Source organism: Curtobacterium sp. PhB190, from assembly GCF_004365385.1.
GTDB lineage: Bacteria > Actinomycetota > Actinomycetes > Actinomycetales > Microbacteriaceae > Curtobacterium.
Window position 1 is genome coordinate 339650 of sequence record NZ_SODN01000005.1, and the last position, 19172, is coordinate 358821.

Consider the following 19172-nt stretch of genomic DNA (forward strand, 5'->3'; position numbering starts at 1 on the left):
GCCGGACGCAGGCCGGACCATGTATCTTGATGTCGAGACATCCCGCACCACGAGTAGCGTGGACGTACCGACGGTCGAACAAGGGAGTACCCGCCAGCATGGCCAAGATCATCTACACCCTCACGGACGAGGCGCCGTTCCTCGCCACCCACTCCTTCCTCCCGGTCATCCAGGCCTTCGCCGGCACCGCTGGTGTCGACGTCGAGACCCGCGACATCTCGCTCGCCGGCCGGATCATCGCCCAGTTCCCGGAGCGGCTCACCGACGAGCAGCGCGTGGACGATGCCCTGGCCGAGCTCGGCGAGCTCGCGAAGACCCCCGGAGCGAACATCATCAAGCTGCCGAACATCTCGGCGTCGATCCCGCAGCTCAAGGTCGCGATCAAGGAACTGCAGTCGCAGGGCTACGACCTGCCCGACTACCCGGACGAGCCCACGACGGACGAGCAGCGCGACGCCCGCGCCCGCTACGGCCGCGTCCAGGGCAGCGCCGTCAACCCCGTGCTGCGCGAGGGCAACTCCGACCGCCGCGCTCCCCTGTCCGTCAAGAACTACGCCCGGAAGCACCCGCACCGCATGGGTGCGTGGAGCGGCGACTCGAAGACGAACGTCGTCACGATGGGCGTCGACGACTTCCGCTCGAACGAGAAGTCCTGGATCGCCCCCGCCGACGACGTCCTGACGATCACGTTCGTCGCCGAGGGCGGCGAGACCCAGGTCCTCAAGCAGTCGATCCCCGTCGTGCAGGGCGAGGTCGTCGACGGCACCGTGCTGCACGTCGCCGCACTCGAGGCCTTCCTGCAGGACCAGATCCAGCGCGCCGCAGCCGAGGACATCCTGTTCTCCGTGCACCTCAAGGCGACGATGATGAAGGTCTCCGACCCGATCATCTTCGGCCACGTCATCAAGGCGTTCTTCCCGTCGGTGTTCGAGCGCTTCGGTGCCGACCTGGCCGCCGCCGGGCTCACCCCGAACGACGGTCTCGGCTCGATCCTCGCGGGGCTCGACGCCCTGCCGAACGGCGCGGAGATCAAGCAGGCCTTCACCGACGGCATCGCCGCGGGCCCCGAGCTGGCGATGGTCGACTCGGACAAGGGGATCACGAACCTGCACGTCCCGAGCGACGTCATCGTGGACGCCTCGATGCCCGCGATGATCCGCACCTCCGGCCACATGTGGGGCCCGGACGGCGACGAGCACGACACCCTCGCCGTGATCCCGGACTCGAGCTACGCCGGCATCTACCAGACCGTGATCGACGACTGCCGCGTCAACGGTGCCTTCGACCCGGCGACGATGGGCTCCGTGCCCAACGTCGGGCTCATGGCGCTGAAGGCCGAGGAGTACGGCTCGCACGACAAGACCTTCGAGGTCCCCGGCGCCGGTGCCGTCCGCGTGACGAACGCCGCCGGTGACGTCGTCATCGAGCACGACGTCGAGCCCGGTGACATCTGGCGCGCCTGCCAGACCAAGGACATCGCCATCCGCGACTGGGTCAAGCTCGCCGTCACCCGTGCCCGCGCCTCGGAGACCCCGGCCGTGTTCTGGCTCGACGAGACCCGGGCGCACGACGCGAACCTGATCGGTCTGGTCCGCCAGTACCTGGGCGAGCTCGACACCGAGGGCCTGCAGATCGAGATCCTCTCGCCGGAGGACGCCATGCGTTTCTCGCTCGAGCGCATCCGCCGCGGCGAGGACACCATCTCCGTCACGGGCAACGTCCTGCGCGACTACCTGACGGACCTGTTCCCGATCATGGAGCTCGGCACCTCGGCGAAGATGCTCTCCGTCGTCCCGTTGCTCGGTGGCGGCGGCCTGTTCGAGACCGGTGCCGGTGGCTCCGCCCCGAAGCACGTCCAGCAGCTCGTGCAGCAGAACTACCTGCGCTGGGACAGCCTCGGCGAGTTCCTGGCCCTGGCGGTCAGCCTCGAGCACCTCGCCGGTGTGACGGGCAACGAGCGGGCGAAGATCCTCGGTGAGACGCTCGACCGTGCCACCGGGACCTTCCTCGAGCAGGACAAGTCCCCGGGCCGCAAGCTCGGCTCGATCGACAACCGCGGCAGCCACTTCTACCTGGCCAAGTACTGGGCGGAAGAGCTCGCAGCGCAGACGACGGACACCGAGCTCGCAGCGTCGTTCGCCGAGATCGCGGGCAAGCTCGACGCGCAGGAGCAGCAGATCGTCGAGGAGCTGAACGGCGTGCAGGGCCACCCGGCCGACATCGGCGGCTACTACCGCCCGGATGACGCCAAGACGAGCGCGGTCATGCGCCCGTCCGCCACGTTGAACGCGACGCTCGCCGCGCTCTAGACGCACGCACCTGACGGACGGGAGGCCCGGTGCCAGCTGGCACCGGGCCTCCCGTCCGTCAGTGGTCGCGACCAGGGCCGCGCATCGTGAGCAGAAATGGTCGGGTCCGCATCACGAACCCGACCATTTCTGCTCACGAAGTCACGCGGGGCGGGCCCGCCGCCAGCAGCACCACGAAGACCAGAGCGACCGCCACGACCCCGATGACGACCGCGACTGCGGGGCGACGCACCACGAAGAACAGCAGACGGTCCCAGAAGCCCGAGCGCGCGTCGGGTGAGCGGCGCCACGGGCCCTCGAGCATGCCTCGGCGGGCGACCGCGACCTCGAACGGCACCGTGGCGTAGGGCACGACGGCACTCGCCCAGCCGAGCACGAGTGCCCCGAGGGTCCAGCGCTGGTTGACCGCGACGACGGTCGTCACGACGAGGTAGGCCAGGAACACGAAGCCGTGCACTCCGCCGCCGATCCGGACGCCCCAGTCGCCGGCGTCCAGGCCGTACTTGAGCACCATCCCGGCGATGAGCATGGTCCAGGTCACGAGTTCGGCGACCGCGGCGGCACGGAACAGGGAGCGGGGAGTCATGCCCACATCGTCGCGGACGTGTCCCGGGAAACCCCCGACACTCCGGTGGTCGTATCGATTCGACGCCCGGGGAGGCTAGCGTTGGAGCCATGTCAGTGCCGACCGAGAACCGTCCCCTGAACATCGTCGTCTGGAACGAGAACGTGCACGAGACCCGCGGTGACGCGACGGTCATCGGGCACTACCCCGACGGCATGCACACCGTGATCGCGGCAGCGCTCCGCGAGCACCACCCCGACGCCACCGTGAGCACCGCCACGCTGCAGGAGCCCGACCACGGCATCACCGCCGAGCGCCTGGCCACGACCGACGTCCTGTTCTGGTGGGGCCACGCCGCCCACGACGAGGTCAGCGACACCGTGGTCGACCTGGTCGTCGACGCCGTGCACGCCGGCATGGGCTTGGTGGTGCTGCACTCCGGGCACTACTCGAAGCCGTTCAAGCGCCTGATGGGCACCACCTGCTCGCTGAAGTGGCGCAACGACGGTGAGCGCGAACTCGTCTGGACGATCGCGCCGGAGCACCCGATCGCCGCCGGGGTGCCGCACCCGATCGTGATCGACCGGCAGGAGATGTACGGCGAGTTCTTCGACATCCCGCGCCCCGACGAAGAGGTCTTCCTGTCGACCTTCGCCGGCGGCGAGGTCTTCCGGTCCGGGGTCGCCTACCGCCGCGGTCTGGGGAAGGTCTTCTACTTCTCCCCCGGCGACCAGGAGTACCCCGTCTACCACCACCCGGACATCCAGCGCGTGCTGTCGAACGCGGCGGCGTGGGCCGCTCCGGTGTCCGAGCGACGCGAGTTGACGGCCGACCAGCACCCGCGGGACTGGTTCCTGACGGAGGGTGCGGGTAGACAGAGCGCATGACCCAGCTGGACCCCGCCGCGCACCGGACCGCCGTCGTCGAGGCACTCGGTGTCCTCGGCAGCGGCCCGGAGGAGCGGTTCGACCGCATCACCCGCATGACCCAAGAGGCGTTCGGGGTCCCGCTGACGTTCCTGAACCTGGTGCACGGCAACGTCGTGACGGCGCAGTCGACGCAGGGCTGGCGGCAGGGCGGGAGCGCCCCGGCGGAGCAGGTCTTCTGCTCGACGACGGTGCTCACGAACGAGCCGATGGTGGTGCCGGACGCGCTGCTGGACCCCCGGTTCCGCGACCTGGCAGCGGTCACCGAGCAGGGCATCCGGTTCTACGCCGGAGCACCGTTGTCGATGCTCGACGGCACCCGTGTCGGCACGCTCTGCATCATGGACGCGACCCCGCGCGAGCTGTCGGCGGCCGACCTCGACCTGCTGCGTGACCTCGCACGGTGGGCGGAGCGCGAACTCGGCCACGCGATCGACCGCGATCGGGTGACCCGCGTGCTCGAGGGCCTGGTCCCCGGACCCGTCGAGGTCCCCGGACACGACCTCGACACCCTGGTGCTCCGGACCGAGGACGGCGGTGGGGACGTCGCCGACTGGCGACTCGCCAGCGACGGTGCGCTGCACGTCACCATGGGCAGCGTCGCGGCGGCCGGACGCGCGTCCGGCCTGCTGGCCTCCGCGGTCCGCGGTGCCGTCGTCGCGCGTACCGAGACCGCCATGCAGGACGCGATCGGCGGCCTGGAGGCCCAGATCACGGCCGACCTGTCCGCTGCGGACGCCGTCGGCTCGCTCTTCCACCTGCGGCTCGACCCGACGTCGGGGCACGTCGTCTTCGGGGACGCCGGCCACGGCCTCGCCGTGCTCGTCCGCGCCGACGGCACCAGCCGGGCGCTGCACTCGCTCGACCTGCCGCTCGGCCTGCAGCCGGAGTCCGTGCCGCGGTCCCCCGCCATGCTCGACCTGGCGGCGGGCGACCGGCTCGTGGTGTGCACCGAGGGCGTCCTGGCGCTCGACGGGATCAGCCACCTCGACGACCTGGCCGCCCTGGTCGCTGCCGAGCCGACCGGTGCCGCGGTCGTCGAACGGGTCCGCGCCCTGGTGCCGGCCGGCGCAGCCCACGACGTGACGCTGGTCGTGCTCGGGCGGCGTTGAACACCGTCCGCTGACGACGCCGCTGCCGCAGTCGTGCGCCGCGGTCAGGAGCGGAAGCGGTCCTGCCGTGATCGCGGTGCGCCGGTGAGCGCGACGACGAGCAGCGTGGCCAGCAGTCCGAAGCCCGCGAGCTCGATGCCGAGGCCGGCGAGCTGCCAGTAGGCACTGCCGACCACCTGCGGCTGCGTGATCGACTCGGGCCACCACGCGTCGATCAGCGGGAACGAGCTGGGGAACGGGTCGAGGCCGAACACCACGAGCCCGCCGAGCAGCAGCACGACACCGAGCAGCGCCATCGCACCGCGGGAGCGCCCGAGCATGTGCACGATGAGCGCGGCTGCCATCCCGGCGAGGCCGACGACGGCGATGAGGAACGCGAGCACGACGATGGTCTGCGGCGCGAGGGCCACCCAGTCCAGCACCGCGATCGGCAGCAGCAGCCACCGACCGGTCCGCGCCCACCGCGCGGGGTTCCGCCATCCGTCCATGGCGGCCAAACCTAGGGCACCCGCCCGGACGCGGGCCGTGCGCAGCCTCGGAGCGGACTACGATCGGCAGGTGATGGCCCAGGACGGACGCACCCGGCAGCAGCGGGCGCTCGAGACCCGCGCGGCGATCATCGGGGCCGCGGCCGCCGAGTTCGACGAGCGCGGGTACCTCGGCGCGTCGATGGACGGCGTCGCCGAACGGATCGGGCTGACCAAGGGCGCGCTCTACTTCCACTTCGCGTCGAAGGCCGACCTCGCCGGCGCCGTGATCGCGCAGCAGCACGAGGTCTCGCGGCGCTACGGCGAGGCCGCGGTCGCCCGGAGCCGGACGCCGCTCGAAGCCCTCATGTGGATGTCGCAGGGACTGGCGACCCAGATGGTCACCGAGGTCGTCGTGAGCGCCGGCATTCGTCTGTCGACCGAGGTCGCGACGCACGACGTCCCCCGTCAGGACCCGTACACCGACTGGATGGCGCTCATCGCACAGACCGTGCGGCAGGCGATCGACGCCGGCGAGGTCGACCCGCGGTGGGACCCGGAGCTCGTCGGACGCGTGGTCATCCCCGCGTACACGGGCGTGCAGACGGTGTCGGACGTGCTCGCCGACCGCACCGACCTGTACGAACGCCTGCGGGAACTCTGGACGGTGCTGCTCGCCGCGCTCGTCACCGAACGCCTCCGGCCAGAGGTCCCGCGACTCGTCGCCATCATCGCGCCGGAATGACGCGGGTCCCCCCAGGGAAACACCCACGTCACCGCTTCACGAGGATACCCAGCGGTCGGTTTCCGCACCCGCCCCCGTTCGCGGGCATGTGTCCACCGGCCCACTAGCCTGAGCCGGTGCCCACACCACCGGCAGAGGTCAACGTCGACGTCCCGCTCGTCCGGGCCCTGCTGCACGCCCAGCACCCCGACCTGGCGGACCTGACGCTCGTGGTCGTCGCGAACGGCTGGGACAACGTCATCGTGCGGCTCGGCGACGAGTACGCCGTGCGGTTGCCGCGTCGGGAGCTCGCAGCACGCCTGGTCGAGCACGAGCAGCGGTGGCTGCCGGAGATCGCCGCCCGCGTCGCACCCGTCGTCCCGGTGCCTGCCCCGGTGCGCGTGGGCCGTCCGGCGCTCGGGTACCCCTGGTCGTGGAGCATCGTCCCGTGGCTCCCGGGAGCACCCGTCGGTGAGCGTGCTGCCGGTGTCCGGGTCGCCGAGGCCCTCGCGGAGTTCGTGCGACTGCTGCACGTGCCGGCTCCGGCGGATGCTCCGGCGAACCCGTTCCGTGCGGTGCCGTTGGCGACGCGCAGCGACGCCGTCCTGACGCGACTCGCCACGCAGGACGTGCCCCGGGCCGTGGAGCTGGCAGCGGTCTGGCGGACCGCGGCGGCGCTGCCGACGCACACCGGGCCTCCCGTCTGGGTGCACGGCGACCTGCACCCGTTCAACCTGCTCGTGGACCGCACGCCGGACGGCGACGAACGCCTGTCGGCGGTCGTCGACTTCGGCGACGTGACCTCGGGGGACCCCGCCGTCGACCTCGCCACCGCCTGGCTGACGCTCGACCGGGAGGCCCGCCACGCGTTCCGGACGCTGGTCGCCGCTCCGGACGTCACCTGGGGACGCGCGCGCGGGTGGGCGATCGCGCTCGCCTCCGCGCTCGCGACGTCCGACGAACGCGCCTTCCGGAGCGTCGCTCGGCGCAGCATCGACGCGGTGCTGGACGGCTGAGACCCCGCGGGGCTATCGTGACCGCACCATCCGTGCACAGCCGATCGGAGGGGCCCTCATGACCCTCGAGTTCCGCGTCCAGCACGACGTCGCCACCGACGCCTCTCCCGCCCCCACCCGATCCGAGCGAACCGGCCTCCGCGGGTTCCTCGACCGCCTCGCCGAGCGCCGCGCCGCCGCACGCGTCCGACGGGTCGAAGCCCGGCTGCAGGAACTCGGCGAGCTCGAGCACCTGCTGTCCGACGCGCGTGGCGTCGTCGAACGCGGCTGGATCCAGCACGCCTGGTTCGCGTACCTCGACGAGCACGGCCGGATGCGGAAGGCCACGAGTGCCGCCGCGATGGACGTGCAGGGGCGACCGCTCGTCGCTGCGTGCCTGGTCGGCGCGGTCGTCTCGGCCGCTGGCGGGCCGCACGCCGTGCACTCGCCGCGGGTCCAGCACTCCCTCGACCTGGTCTGGCACGCGCTCGCCGTGGACGAGGGCGCGCCGGTGCTCTGGTGTCCGGCGCCCGACGTCCGGATGGGCCGCGTGCGTGACCTGACGAGCTGGAACGACGCCCCTGCGCGCACCTCGGCCGAGGTGGCCGGGCTGCTGCTCACCGCGGAGCGGGTGGCCGTGCAGGAATCGGCACGCCTGCAGGACGTCGTGGTGGCACGATCGAGGGCATGAGCAGCACCGACGCCGTCCCCGAGGTCCACCCCGCGACGACCACCGGCCTCGCGTCCAGCGGGAACTCGGCCCTGTCGGACGAGGGCGCGTCGTCGGACACCGACCCCCTGGCCTCGGCCGCAGCGGTGAAGCGGACGCTGCACCGGTACCTGCAGAAGCACCGCGCCGCGCTCCTCGGCAAGCTCGACGGCCTGGCCGAACGGCAGGCCCGGTGGCCGGTGACCCCGACCGGCACGAACGTGCTCGGGCTGGTGAAGCACGTCGCCGGTGTGCAGGTCGGGTACTTCGGCGAGGTGTTCGGTCGGCCGCTTCCGGACCCGCCCGCCTGGCTCGAGTCGGAGGACGGCGAGGACATGTACGCGACGCTCGACGAGACCCTGGACGACGTCGTGGCCTTCCACCACCGCAGTGCAGCGCACGCCGACGCCACCATCGAAGCGCTCGACCTCGACGCCCGCGGCACCGTCCCCTGGTGGCCGGAGGAGTTCCGCGAGGTCACGCTCCACCGCATCCTGGTGCACATGGCGTACGAGACGGCCCGGCACGCGGGGCACGCAGACATCGTCCGCGAGATGCTCGACGGACTGGCGGGCGACGGGGACGGCAACCTGGCCGACAAGAGCCCGGAGGAGTGGGTCCTCTGGCGGGAGCAACTCGTCGACATCGCCGAGCGGTCCGGCCTGCGGGGCTTGGCCATGTAGCCGATGGCCCCTCACGATCGTTACCGTTCTCTCAGGCTCGACAGTCGAACTGGCCGCTGACCAGGGGTTCTCGTCCGGTCACCTGCACAGGAAACGATCGTCTCCGCTGCACCTCGTCGTACGACCGGTCCGTGCCCTGCGTAGCTTTGGCGCAGCTTGTGCCCCGACCCGTGGGCAGTTCGGCCGACCGGAAGGGGAGCGCCCACCCGTGTTCCAGTACGTCGTGGAGCGATGGAGCCAGATCTGGTTCTCGTCGTGGCAACACTTCTCACTGGTGGTCCAGTGCACGGTGCTCGCCACGGTCATCGCCGTGGTGCTCGCCACACTCGTCTACCGCAGTCCCCGCCTGACCTCCGTCGCGAACGGGGTGTCCGCCATCGGCCTCACCCTGCCGTCCTTCGCGGTCATCGGCCTGCTCATCGTCCCGCTCGGCTTCGGCGTGCTGCCGTCCGTCGTGACGGTCGTCTTCTTCGCCGCCCTGCCCATCCTGCGCAACGCGGTCGTCGGCCTCGCCGAGATCCCGCCGAGCGTGGTCGAGTCCGCGCGCGGCATCGGCATGAGCCGGTTCCGGACCCTCGTGCAGGTCGAACTGCCGATGGCCTGGCCGATCATCCTGAGCGGCGTCCGCGTGTCCGCCCAGATGGTGATGGGCATCGCAGCGATCGCCGCGTACGCGCTCGGCCCCGGGCTCGGCGGCTTCATCTTCTCCGGACTCTCGCGCCTCGGCGGCGCGAACGCCCTGTACTCCGTGGTCGTCGGGGTGGTCGGCGTCGTCCTGCTCGCCCTCGTCCTCGACCTGCTCCTCCTCGGCCTCGGCCGCCTGACCATCTCGAGAGGTATCCGTGTCCAGCACTGACTCCGCCACCACCACCGCGCCCGACGGGGACGTCACCGGCCGCAGCATCCTGCTCGACGAGGTCACCAAGCGGTACCCCGGGCAGTCGAAGCCGGCCGTCGACGGCATCACCCTCGAGATCCCGGCCGGCAAGATCGTCATGCTCGTCGGTCCGTCGGGCTGCGGCAAGACGACGACCCTCAAGATGATCAACCGCCTGATCGAGCCCACCGAGGGCCGCATCGTCGTCGGTGATGACGACGTGACCGGCATCGACGCCGACGAGCTCCGCCGCCGGATGGGTTACGTGATCCAGGCCGGCGGGCTCTTCCCGCACATGACCGTCGCGGCGAACATCGCGATCGTGCCGAAGATGCTCGGCTGGTCGAAGGAGAAGATCGCGGCGCGTGTCGACGAGCTGCTCGACCTCGTGTCGCTCGACCCCGCCACCTACCGCGACCGCTACCCCCGCGAACTCTCCGGTGGCCAGCAGCAGCGCGTCGGTGTCGCCCGGGCGCTCGCCGCGGACCCGCCCGTCCTGCTGATGGACGAGCCGTTCGGTGCGGTCGACCCGATCACCCGGCAGCGCCTGCAGGACGAGCTCCTGCGGATCCAGGAAGAGCTGCACAAGACGATCGTCATCGTCAGCCACGACTTCGACGAGGCCGTGAAGCTCGGCGACTGGATCGTCATCTTCACCGAGGGTGCCCACATCGTGCAGTACGACACCCCGGAGCGGATCCTGGCGGAGCCGGCGAACGAGTTCGTCGAGAACTTCATCGGCTCGGGCGCCGGGCTGAAGCAGCTCACCCTGAACCGCGTCCGCGACGTCGAGGTCGTCTCCGCGGTGACCTGCTCCCCCGGCGAAGAGGCGAAGGCCGTCCTGCAGCGCATGCAGGAGGCCGGAGGCCACGGGCACGCCGTCGTGGTCGACCGTCGGCAGCGGCCGATCGGCTGGCCGTCCCGCCGACAGCTCGAGCGCCTGGACCGGATCCCGGACGGCGTCGACCCGGAGCTGCCCATCGTGGGCGAGGCCTCGACGCTCAACGACGCCCTCGACACCATGCTCGTCTCGAGCGCCGGGGCCGCACTGGTCACCGGTCGTGGCGAGGCGTTCCGCGGTGTCATCACGGTCGAGGTCGTCATGGAGGCCATCACCCGGTCGCGTGCGGCAGCGGCCGACGACCGCGCGTACACGCCGGTCGGCACGAACACCAACCAGATCGAGACGCTGCCGTCCTCGCCGTCCGCGCCCGTGATCGCGCCCTCCGGGGAAGACCTGTGAGTGCTGTCGCCGCCGGACCCGCCACCGGCGCCAGCACGTCCTGGAAGGGCCTGCTGTTCCAGCCGATCGCGATCCTCGTTGTGCTCGCCGGGTTCGCGATCTGGCTCGCCACGGCGGACCTGACCCCGACCGAGCGCACGACGCTCAACCCGGCCGACATCCTCGACCTGACCGGGCAGCACCTCGTGCTGACCCTGCAGGCGACGGTGCTCGTGCTCGTGATCGGCATCCCGCTCGGCATCGTCCTCACACGCGGACCACTGCGTCGGGCGAGCCCGTACGTGCTCGCCGTCGCGAACTTCGGGCAGGCGGCCCCCGCTGTCGGCCTGATCGTGCTGCTCGCCGCGTGGCTCGGCCTGAACAGCTGGTCCGCCGTGGTCGCACTCGTGCTCTACGCGATCCTGCCGGTCCTCCGGAACACCATGATCGGCGTGCAGAGCGTCGACTCACGCCTCGTCGAGGCCGGCCGTGGCATGGGCATGAGCGCGTTCAGCGTCCTGATGCGCGTCGAGCTGCCCCTCGCGGTGCCGGTCATGCTCTCCGGCATCCGGACGGCGCTCGTGCTGCTCGTCGGCACCGCGAGCCTGGCCACCTTCGTCGGTGCCGGCGGCCTCGGTCTCCTCATCACCACGGGCGTGACGCTGTTCCTGCCGAAGGTGCTCGTCGCCGGTGCGCTGCTCGTGGCGCTCCTCGCCCTCTCCATCGACTGGCTCGGCCGCGTGGTCGAGACCGTCGCACGTCCGAAGGGACTCCGATGAACCGCCGTACCCGCCGCCTCCGCCGCGGGGCCGCCGTCGCACTCGCCGGTGCCACCGCGCTCGTCCTGGCCGGCTGCGGCCTGCAGCCCGCGACGTCCTTCGTCCCCGAGGCCGGCCCCGGCACCATCGAGCGCATCGACGACCTGCCGGACGGTGCCCACATCACCGTGACGTCGAAGAACTTCACCGAGCAGCTCGTGCTCGGCAAGATCGCCGTGCTCGCCGCGAAGGCTGCCGGGTTCGACGTCACCGACGAGACCAACGTTCCGGGCAGCGTCGCCGTCCGCGAGTTGATGACCTCGCACGGTGCGGACTTCACGTACGAGTACACCGGCACCGCCTGGCTGACCTTCATGGGCCACGCCGAGGGGATCCCGGACAAGACCGAGCAGTGGGAAGCGGTCAAGAAGGAGGACGCCGGCAACGGGCTCACGTGGCTGAACCCGGCGCCGATGAACAACACCTACGCGTTCGCGGTCCGGGACGAGGCGGTCAAGGAACTCGGAGACATCAAGACGCTCTCCGACATCGCGAAGCTGCCCGTCGACGAGCGCACCTTCTGCGTGGAGTCGGAGTTCAACTCGCGCGCCGACGGGTTCAAGCCGATGCTCAAGAAGTACGGCTTGGAGCTCGGCGGTTCGGGTGAGAACGGGATCCCGAGTGACAACGTCAGCATCCTCGACACCGGCACGGTCTACACGGCCACCGACCGCGGCAAGTGCAACTTCGGCGAGGTCTTCACCACCGACGGCCGCATCAAGTCACTCGGCCTGACCGTGCTCGAGGACGACAAGGGCTTCTTCCCGGCGTACAACGTCGCGCCGGTGCTCGACTCGGCCACGCTCAAGGAGTACCCGCAGCTCGCCGACGTCTACGACCAGATCTCGCCGAAGCTCACCGATGCGGTGCTGCAGGAGCTGAACCGTCAGGTCGACGTCGAGGGGCGCGAGCCGGCCGACGTCGCGTTCGACTGGATGGTGAAGGAGGGCTTCATCACGAAGCCGTGACGGCTCTCGACGCATCCACGTCACGGACGGGAGGCCCGGTGCCAGCTGGCACCCGGCCTCCCGTCCGTCCGTGGTTGCGTCTCAGGCCGCAGCGATGCGCGCAGCCGTGTCGCGGATCGACGCGACGACGCGGGCGCGGACCTCTTCCGGGTCGGAACCCTCGTGCCGCGCCGAGCTCCGCAGCCCGGTCATGCACATGCCGAGCAGCATCTCGGCGGCCTGCGGGGTCGCGGCGTCCGGCCCCCACGCCGGATCGCGTTCGAGGATCGTGCGCACCGCACCGGTCATCGCCTCGGCCACGGTCGTCATCCGGCTGACCTGACGGCGCATGAGCTGCGGGAAGCGCACGATGACCTCCTTCCGGGCGAGCCGCTCGTGCTCGTCGCCGAACGACGAGCCGAACACCAGGAACGCCAGGTCGACCACGGCCTGCGCAGCCGGCTCCCCCGCGACGGTCTCGAGGTGCGCTGCCAGGGTCTCGGCGTCCAGGTCGAGCTCGGTGTGCCCGAGGACCGCGTCCTCCTTGCTCTCGAAGTAGTTGAAGAACGTGCGCGGTGACACCTCGGCGCGTGCGGCGATCTGTTCGATCGTGGTGTGGTCGATGTCCTGCTCGAGCGCGAGGGACCGAGCCGCCTCCGCGATGCGGTGGCGTGTCTCGATGCGCTTGCGGTCGCGCAGACCCATCTCGGTGGCGGGCGCGGTGTCGGGCATGGCCCGACTGTAACCGGAACGTCACATGATCTACAGCAAACGCAAACTTGCAGTCGTGCAGCGGACACTACGGTGGGGCCATGACCACTCCCGTGCTCGAGGCCCGTGACCTCGCCAGGACCTACGGCCGAGGCCCGACGCGGTTCGACGCGCTCAAGGGGGTGTCGCTCCAGGTGCACCAGGGCGAGAGCCTGGCGATCGTCGGCAAGTCCGGATCGGGCAAGTCGACGCTCATGCACCTGCTCGCACTGCTCGACAAGCCGTCGACCGGGCAGGTCCTGCTCGACGGGACCGATGCGGCGACCCTCGGCGCGCGGCAGGTGAACCGCACGCGCAACAGCACCTTCGGGTTCGTGTTCCAGCAGTTCTTCCTGACCCCCAAGACCTCGGTCCTCGACAACGTCGTGCTGCCGCTCAAGATCGCGGGCGTCTCCGGAGCCGAGCGGAAGCGCCGCGGCATGGCGGCGCTCGACTCCCTCGGTCTGGCCGACAAGGCGAAGAACGACGCCAACGACCTGTCCGGCGGGCAGAAGCAGCGCGTGGTCATCGCACGCGCGCTGGTCGGTGAGCCGAGCGTCATCTTCGCCGACGAGCCGACCGGCAACCTCGACACGAACACCGGGCAGGTGGTCGAGGACATGCTCTTCGGCCTGCAGCGCGAACGCGGGATCACGCTCGTCGTGGTCACCCACGATGAAGAACTCGCGGCCCGCTGCGACCGCAGCGTCAACGTCCGCGACGGACTCATCGTCGGTGGATCGGACGGCACACCCACCGCCGGTGCCGACGTCGACCAGCAGGCCACGCACGGAAGGCACTCCGCATGAACTTCCTCGACCTGCTCCGCACCGCGGTCTCGAACACCTTCCGGTCGAAGCTGCGAACGACCCTGACCGTCATCGCGATCTTCATCGGTGCCTTCACCATCACGCTGACCTCGGCGATCGGTACGGGTGTCAGCAACTACATCGACACCCAGGTCTCGTCGATCGGTGACACCGGTTCCCTGACCATCACGAAGGCCGTCGACACCACGTCGACCGACAGCGGCCCGGCGAAGTACGACCCCGACGAGTCCGGCCAGAGCGTCGACCGCGGTCCGGCGTCGTTCTCGTACCTGTCGCAGTCCGACGTCGACGACATCCGCGCGATCGACGGCATCAAGAGCATCCGTCCGGCGGTCGCCCTGGCGCCGAAGTACGCCGAGCACGGCGACGACGGCAAGTACGTCGTCTCCCTGACCGCCAACGCGGGGGAACTCGACGCCGACCTGGCGAGCGGGAAGCAGCTCGACGACGACACCGACGCGAACCAGGTGATCCTGCCGACGAACTACCTGGAGAACCTCGGACTCGGCAGCGCGAAGGCCGCCGTCGGCAAGGAACTCACCTTCGCGGTGGACGACTACCAGGGCAAGGAGCACACCCTCACCGCGACGGTGGTCGGTGTGCAGAACGAGTCGCTGTTCGGCGGCGGTGCCGGGGCGAACGCCGCGCTCACCGACGCGATGCAGGCCGCGCAGGAGATCGGCAAGCCGGACTCGATCGCGACCTCGTACGCCAGCGCCACCGCGACGCTCGACTCCGGGGCCTCTGCGACCACGGTCAAGAAGGCGCTGTCGGACGACGGGTTCCTCGGGCAGACCATCCAGGACCAGCTCGGCCAGTTCCAGACCGTCATCAGCGGCATCGTCGGGGTCCTGAACGCCTTCGCCGTCATCGCCCTGGTGGCAGCGGGCTTCGGCATCATCAACACGCTGCTGATGAGCGTGCAGGAACGTACCCGCGAGATCGGCCTGATGAAGGCGATGGGCATGGGCGGCGGCAAGGTCTACACGCTGTTCTCGCTCGAGGCGGTCTTCATCGGGTTCCTCGGCAGCGCCATCGGAGCCGGTGTCGCGATCCTGCTCGGGACGGGCATCTCGAACGTGCTCGCGGGCACGGTGCTCAAGGACCTGCCGGGCCTGCAGATCATGCAGTTCGCGCCGAGTTCGGTGGCAACGATCATCCTCGTCGTGATGTTCATCGCGTTCCTCGCCGGCACGCTCCCCGCGCGCCGCGCCGCACGGCAGAACCCGATCGAGGCGCTCCGGTACGAGTAGGGCCCGGCGTGCATAGTCTCTGACGGGTGGCGGCATTCGGGCGGGACCTCGGGGACGGGTACACGCTCACGCTGCGCGACCTGACGACGGTCGACCCGGTGCTCGAACTCGTGCGGGCGAACCTCGACCGGCTGCGGGCGGCCGAACCGTGGGCGTGGGATCCGCAGGACCGCGAGACCATCGGACTGCACACCGAACGGCTGCTCGGCCAGTTCGCGATGGACCGCGCGCTCCCCTGCGTCATCCGTTCCGACGACCGCATCGTCGGGGTGGCGTCGCTGACCTTCGACCCGTACCTGGGCCAGGCGTCACTCGGCTACTGGGTGGACGCCGGACACGAGGGCCGCGGTGTCGCGGGGCGGGCCGCCGGCGTGCTGGTCGAGGTCGCGCGGGCGCGCGGCACCGCACGGCTCGAGATCCGGACCGGCGTCGACAACGTCCGCAGCCGCGCGCTCGCCGAACGGCTCGGGTTCGCCCTCGAGGGCACTCTGCGGGGCGCGCTGCCGCTCGGGCCCGTCCGCGCCGACGTCGCCGTCTACGGCCTGCTGCTCTAGGCGAGACTCCCCGCCGCCCCCGCGCGCATGCGCGTGCGCATGCGCGTGCGTCAGGAGCCCTGCGTCGCGCCCTGCCAGACCGCGAACACACCGCCGACGACCGCCAGTACGAGCAGCAGGATCCAGACGGCGAGCGCGATGAGGTTCAGGAAGATCCCCCAGCCCGCGCGACCACGGGCGAGCGGTTCCCGGCTGCGCGACGCGACGCCCAGGCACAGCCCGACGATCGGCGCGACGAACGTCCAACCGGCGAGCAGCGAGCAGATCCCGAGGACGAGGCTCGCGGTGCCGAGACCGGTGCGGGGGGACTCCGTGTACGTGACCATGCACCCGACGCTACGGAACCACTCGGGGCGTGTCGTCCCTCCAGGGCGTGATCCGGGTCCACCTGCCGACGGATGGTCACCGGACGCCGGTATCGTCGGAGCATGGCCTTGTTCGGACGACGCAACCACGACGTGCGCGATCGACCCATCAGCCAGGTCGAACTGAAGCGGGCCGTCGACGAGGGGTTCCTCATCGCGAAGGCCGCGGTCACGATCGCGGTCGGCAACCGGATCATCACGAACGCGCTGCGCGACCAGGGGTACTTCGACCACGCACTGATCGCCGAGGCCGCGCGCGAGGAGCTCCACCGCATGGCCGAGGAGCAGCGGGGCGACGCCGCGCGCATGCGGGAGATCCGGTCGACGTCGAGCAAGTCGAAGGGCCGTTCACGGCACCAGCACGACTACCGCCGGGGTGACGACCTCAAGCTGCGCACGCGCGAGGCGACGTACGAGCAACTCGCGACAATGCTCGACAAGCGCCGTGACGACCAGCACTTCGTCGACGGCATCGTGCTCGCCGCCCGCGCCCGAGCCTGGGACGACATCGGCACCACGGTGGTCGGGCGTCTCGGATGGGCCCAGCGTCCGGCCGACGACTACGAGATCGGCCGCGACGACCGTCTGCAGCAGATGCTCGACGAGGACTTCGCGACGTTGCTGGCCGAGCACCCCGTGGGCTCGACCCCGGTCGACGCCGACGAACCCGACGACGCCGACGGCGACGAGGACGGCTCCGACCCTGCGGACCCCGACGTCGCACGCCCCTGAATCGGTACTTGAGATATCACCCGGCGTCGCTAGGCTGATCGGGTAACGCCCCAGGACCATTCGGCACCGCCGGACTCCTGGGGCGAACCGTCTCGCGCACCACGAGCCCGTCCACGCGGCTCCGCTCGAACGGATCCGCGATGACATCGTCGCGATCGCGGGGTACGTCGACCACGATGCTGCGGCCTTCATCGCTGGAGCACAACGGATCGACGCCGTCATCGCCCGGAAGCGGATCGCTGTCTCATCCGGAGCCTCGGTCATCTGACCGGGACCACGCGCAGACACGAGTCCCTAGGCTCGGACCATGGTTGATGCGGTGGTCGTCGGGGCCGGACCGAACGGACTCGCGGCGGCGGTGACGCTCGCCCGTGCGGGCTTGTCCGTCGAGGTGGTCGAACGGAACGACACGATCGGCGGTGGTGCCCGCACCGCCGAGCTCACCCTGCCGGGGTTCCTCCACGACGTCTGCTCGGCGGTGCACCCGATGGCGCTGCAGTCCGAGTTCTTCCGGCTGTTCCGGATGGAGGAGCGCATCGAGCTCCGTCTGCCCGAGGTGCAGTACGGGCACCCGCTCGACGGGGGTCGTGCGGGCATCGCGTACCAGGACCTCGAGCGGACGGCCGCCGAGCTCGGTGTGGACGGCCCGGCCTTCCGGAACCTGATGGGCCCGCTCGCCCGCGCTGCCGACCAGGTCGCCGACTTCGCCACCGACGCCCTCCTGCACGTGCCGCGGCACCCGCTCACGGTGCTGCGGTTCGGCCTGCGCGCACTCGAGCAGGGCAGCAGCGCCTGGAACGCCCGCTTCCGCCAGGACGCCGCCCCGGCGATGGTGTCCGGCGTCGCCGCGCACTCCATCCAGCACATGCCCTCGCTGTCGACGGCCGCCGCGGCGCTGTCGCTCGGCGCCTACGCACACGCCCGCGGTTGGCCCGTGCCGATCGGCGGCAGCCAGGCGATCGTCGACGCGCTCGCCGACGACCTCGTCGCGCACGGCGGACGGATCGTCACCGGGCACGAGGTCCGGTCGCTCGGCGACCTCACCCCGGCGAAGGCGGTGCTCTTCGACACGAGTGTCCCCGGCATGCTGCGGATCGCCGGCTCGCAGATCCCCACGCCGAAGCGCGGCGCGCTCCGCCGGTTCCGGTTCGGCAACGCGGCCGCGAAGGTCGACTTCGCGCTGTCCGATCCGGTGCCGTGGACGAACGAGGCGCTGCGCCGGGCCGGCACGGTGCACATCGGCGGGACCCGAGCCGAGATCGCCGCTGCGGAGGGCTCGGTCGCGCACGGCCAGCACGCCGAACGGCCGTACGTGCTCGGCTCCGAGCCGACCGTGGTCGACCCGACCCGGGCGCCGAAGGGCAAGCACGTCTTCTGGGCCTACGCGCACGTGCCGGCGGGGTCCGACGTCGACCAGACCGAGGCGATCACGCGCCAGGTCGAACGGTTCGCACCAGGGTTCCGCGACACGATCCTGCACACGTCGAGCCGGACGGCCGCGCACATGGCGGACCACAACCCGAACTACGTCGGCGGTGACATCGCCGCCGGTGCTGCGAGCTTCTGGCAGCTCGTGAAGCGCCCGGTGCTGTCCAGCGACCCGTGGCGGATGGGCGGCGGCATGTACCTGTGCTCCGAGTCGTCCGCGCCCGGCCCCGGCGTGCACGGCATGGCCGGTTGGCGTGCCGCGAAGAGCGCACTCCGGCACACCTTCGGGCTGCCCGACGACGTCGACCTCACCCCGGAAGGCTGATCACCATGGCGAAGAACGTCCGCATCCTGCACTGCGCTCCCGAGGACGTCTTCGACGTGCTCGGCGACGGCTGGCTCTACACGACCTGGGTGGTCGGTGCCTCACGCATGCGGAAGCAGGAGGCCGGTTGGCCGCAGGTCGGCACGCACCTGCACCACTCCTTCGGTGCCTGGCCGCTCGTCATCGACGACGTCACGACCTCGTTGGTGTGGGACCCGCCGCACCGCATGGTGATCCAGCCGAAGGGGTGGCCGATCGGCGAGGCCCGCGTGGAGCTGACCGTGGAGCCGCACCGCAAGGGCTGCAAGGTGACGATCGTCGAGAACGCCGTCGCCGGTCCGGGGGCCTGGGTCCCCGACTTCCTCATGCAGCCGCTCATCTGGGGCCGCAACCACGAGACCCTGCGCCGGCTCGGGTGGGTGGCCGTCGGACGCGCGACGAACGCCTGAGACGTTCCCACGAGGGCGGACGGGAGGCGCGGTGCCGGCTGTGAACTGGTCCCGGTTTGTTGGACCGTGAAGTCAGATTAGGCCGCGAGGGCGTGAGCTCGGTATTGAACCGGGCTCATGCCCTCGAGTCGT

The 19172-nt window shown here is 70.7% G+C and carries 21 protein-coding genes; 17 read left to right on the plus strand and 4 right to left on the minus strand.

Annotated features, from left to right (window positions below; translation table 11 throughout):
- Positions 1–98: 98 nt before the first annotated feature.
- A complete protein-coding gene (locus EDF47_RS10795) occupies positions 99–2309 on the plus strand; it encodes an NADP-dependent isocitrate dehydrogenase (protein WP_133938159.1) in 2211 nt (736 codons plus the stop codon).
- A 133-nt stretch (positions 2310–2442) separates the two neighbouring features.
- Here EDF47_RS10795 and EDF47_RS10800 read toward each other — a convergent pair whose 3' ends face one another.
- Positions 2443–2895, minus strand: coding sequence for a DUF3817 domain-containing protein (locus EDF47_RS10800; RefSeq protein WP_131877800.1), 453 nt, complete (start codon positions 2893–2895; stop codon positions 2443–2445).
- Between the two features lie 89 nt (positions 2896–2984).
- On the opposite strand from EDF47_RS10800, the gene EDF47_RS10805 reads away from it, so the two are divergent.
- A complete protein-coding gene (locus tag EDF47_RS10805) occupies positions 2985–3761 on the plus strand; it encodes a ThuA domain-containing protein (RefSeq protein WP_243698010.1) in 777 nt (258 codons plus the stop codon).
- Positions 3758–4912, plus strand: coding sequence for a GAF domain-containing protein (locus EDF47_RS10810; RefSeq protein WP_131877798.1), 1155 nt, complete (start codon positions 3758–3760; stop codon positions 4910–4912). Before EDF47_RS10805 ends, EDF47_RS10810 begins: the two co-directional genes overlap by 4 nt.
- Positions 4913–4956: 44 nt before the next feature.
- Here the strand turns inward: EDF47_RS10810 and EDF47_RS10815 are convergent, their stop codons facing one another.
- Positions 4957–5400 (minus strand): hypothetical protein, encoded by a 444-nt coding sequence (locus EDF47_RS10815; RefSeq protein WP_166673222.1) that lies wholly within the window; start codon positions 5398–5400, stop codon positions 4957–4959.
- Positions 5401–5473: 73 nt separating this feature from the next.
- On the opposite strand from EDF47_RS10815, the gene EDF47_RS10820 reads away from it, so the two are divergent.
- From EDF47_RS10820 to EDF47_RS10855, 8 genes are all read left to right on the plus strand, one after another.
- Positions 5474–6124 (plus strand): ScbR family autoregulator-binding transcription factor, encoded by a 651-nt coding sequence (locus EDF47_RS10820; RefSeq protein ID WP_165932299.1) that lies wholly within the window; start codon positions 5474–5476, stop codon positions 6122–6124.
- Positions 6125–6240: 116 nt separating this feature from the next.
- Positions 6241–7119, plus strand: a complete 879-nt coding sequence (locus EDF47_RS10825) for an aminoglycoside phosphotransferase family protein (RefSeq protein ID WP_133938165.1) — start codon at positions 6241–6243, stop codon at positions 7117–7119.
- Between the two features lie 58 nt (positions 7120–7177).
- Complete coding sequence (locus tag EDF47_RS10830) at positions 7178–7789, plus strand: hypothetical protein (RefSeq protein WP_123339389.1); 612 nt, start codon at positions 7178–7180, stop codon at positions 7787–7789.
- The gene (locus EDF47_RS10835; RefSeq protein WP_131877790.1) at positions 7786–8490 is read left to right on the plus strand and encodes a DinB family protein; all 705 of its coding nucleotides are present in this window, start codon (positions 7786–7788) and stop codon (positions 8488–8490) included. Before EDF47_RS10830 ends, EDF47_RS10835 begins: the two co-directional genes overlap by 4 nt.
- A 208-nt stretch (positions 8491–8698) precedes the next feature.
- Positions 8699–9346 (plus strand): ABC transporter permease, encoded by a 648-nt coding sequence (locus tag EDF47_RS10840; protein WP_111083581.1) that lies wholly within the window; start codon positions 8699–8701, stop codon positions 9344–9346.
- Positions 9333–10610, plus strand: a complete 1278-nt coding sequence (locus EDF47_RS10845) for an ATP-binding cassette domain-containing protein (RefSeq protein ID WP_133938167.1) — start codon at positions 9333–9335, stop codon at positions 10608–10610. Before EDF47_RS10840 ends, EDF47_RS10845 begins: the two co-directional genes overlap by 14 nt.
- Positions 10607–11368: an ABC transporter permease gene (locus EDF47_RS10850; RefSeq protein WP_123671358.1), complete on the plus strand. Its 762-nt coding sequence runs from the start codon at positions 10607–10609 to the stop codon at positions 11366–11368. The genes EDF47_RS10845 and EDF47_RS10850 overlap by 4 nt, the downstream gene beginning before the upstream one ends.
- Entirely contained in the window at positions 11365–12375 is a 1011-nt protein-coding gene (locus EDF47_RS10855) for a glycine betaine ABC transporter substrate-binding protein (protein WP_131877788.1), read from the plus strand. The genes EDF47_RS10850 and EDF47_RS10855 overlap by 4 nt, the downstream gene beginning before the upstream one ends.
- An 81-nt stretch (positions 12376–12456) precedes the next feature.
- Here EDF47_RS10855 and EDF47_RS10860 read toward each other — a convergent pair whose 3' ends face one another.
- Positions 12457–13086: a TetR/AcrR family transcriptional regulator gene (locus EDF47_RS10860; RefSeq protein WP_123293018.1), complete on the minus strand. Its 630-nt coding sequence runs from the start codon at positions 13084–13086 to the stop codon at positions 12457–12459.
- Positions 13087–13166: 80 nt separating this feature from the next.
- Between EDF47_RS10860 and EDF47_RS10865 the strand changes: the two genes are divergently transcribed.
- The 3 genes from EDF47_RS10865 to EDF47_RS10875 are packed head-to-tail and all read left to right on the plus strand — an operon-like array spanning position 13167 to position 15741.
- Entirely contained in the window at positions 13167–13913 is a 747-nt protein-coding gene (locus EDF47_RS10865; RefSeq protein WP_131920926.1) for an ABC transporter ATP-binding protein, read from the plus strand.
- A complete protein-coding gene (locus EDF47_RS10870; protein WP_133938169.1) occupies positions 13910–15187 on the plus strand; it encodes an ABC transporter permease in 1278 nt (425 codons plus the stop codon). Before EDF47_RS10865 ends, EDF47_RS10870 begins: the two co-directional genes overlap by 4 nt.
- Positions 15188–15213: 26 nt before the next feature.
- Positions 15214–15741, plus strand: a complete 528-nt coding sequence (locus EDF47_RS10875) for a GNAT family protein (RefSeq protein WP_123293021.1) — start codon at positions 15214–15216, stop codon at positions 15739–15741.
- Between the two features lie 50 nt (positions 15742–15791).
- On the opposite strand, the gene EDF47_RS10880 is transcribed toward EDF47_RS10875, so the two are convergent.
- Positions 15792–16067, minus strand: coding sequence for a hypothetical protein (locus EDF47_RS10880; RefSeq protein ID WP_123339397.1), 276 nt, complete (start codon positions 16065–16067; stop codon positions 15792–15794).
- 102 nt (positions 16068–16169) lie between these two features.
- On the opposite strand from EDF47_RS10880, the gene EDF47_RS10885 reads away from it, so the two are divergent.
- The 3 genes from EDF47_RS10885 to EDF47_RS10895 all read left to right on the plus strand — a co-directional run bounded on the left by EDF47_RS10885 (position 16170) and on the right by EDF47_RS10895 (position 19040).
- Positions 16170–16838 carry a hypothetical protein gene (locus EDF47_RS10885; RefSeq protein ID WP_111083572.1) on the plus strand — a complete coding sequence of 223 codons (669 nt, stop codon included), beginning with the start codon at positions 16170–16172 and terminating at the stop codon, positions 16836–16838.
- A 307-nt stretch (positions 16839–17145) separates the two neighbouring features.
- Positions 17146–18591, plus strand: coding sequence for an NAD(P)/FAD-dependent oxidoreductase (locus tag EDF47_RS10890; protein ID WP_131877782.1), 1446 nt, complete (start codon positions 17146–17148; stop codon positions 18589–18591).
- A gap of 5 nt (positions 18592–18596) precedes the next feature.
- Positions 18597–19040 (plus strand): SRPBCC family protein, encoded by a 444-nt coding sequence (locus EDF47_RS10895; RefSeq protein ID WP_133938171.1) that lies wholly within the window; start codon positions 18597–18599, stop codon positions 19038–19040.
- Positions 19041–19172: the final 132 nt, after the last annotated feature.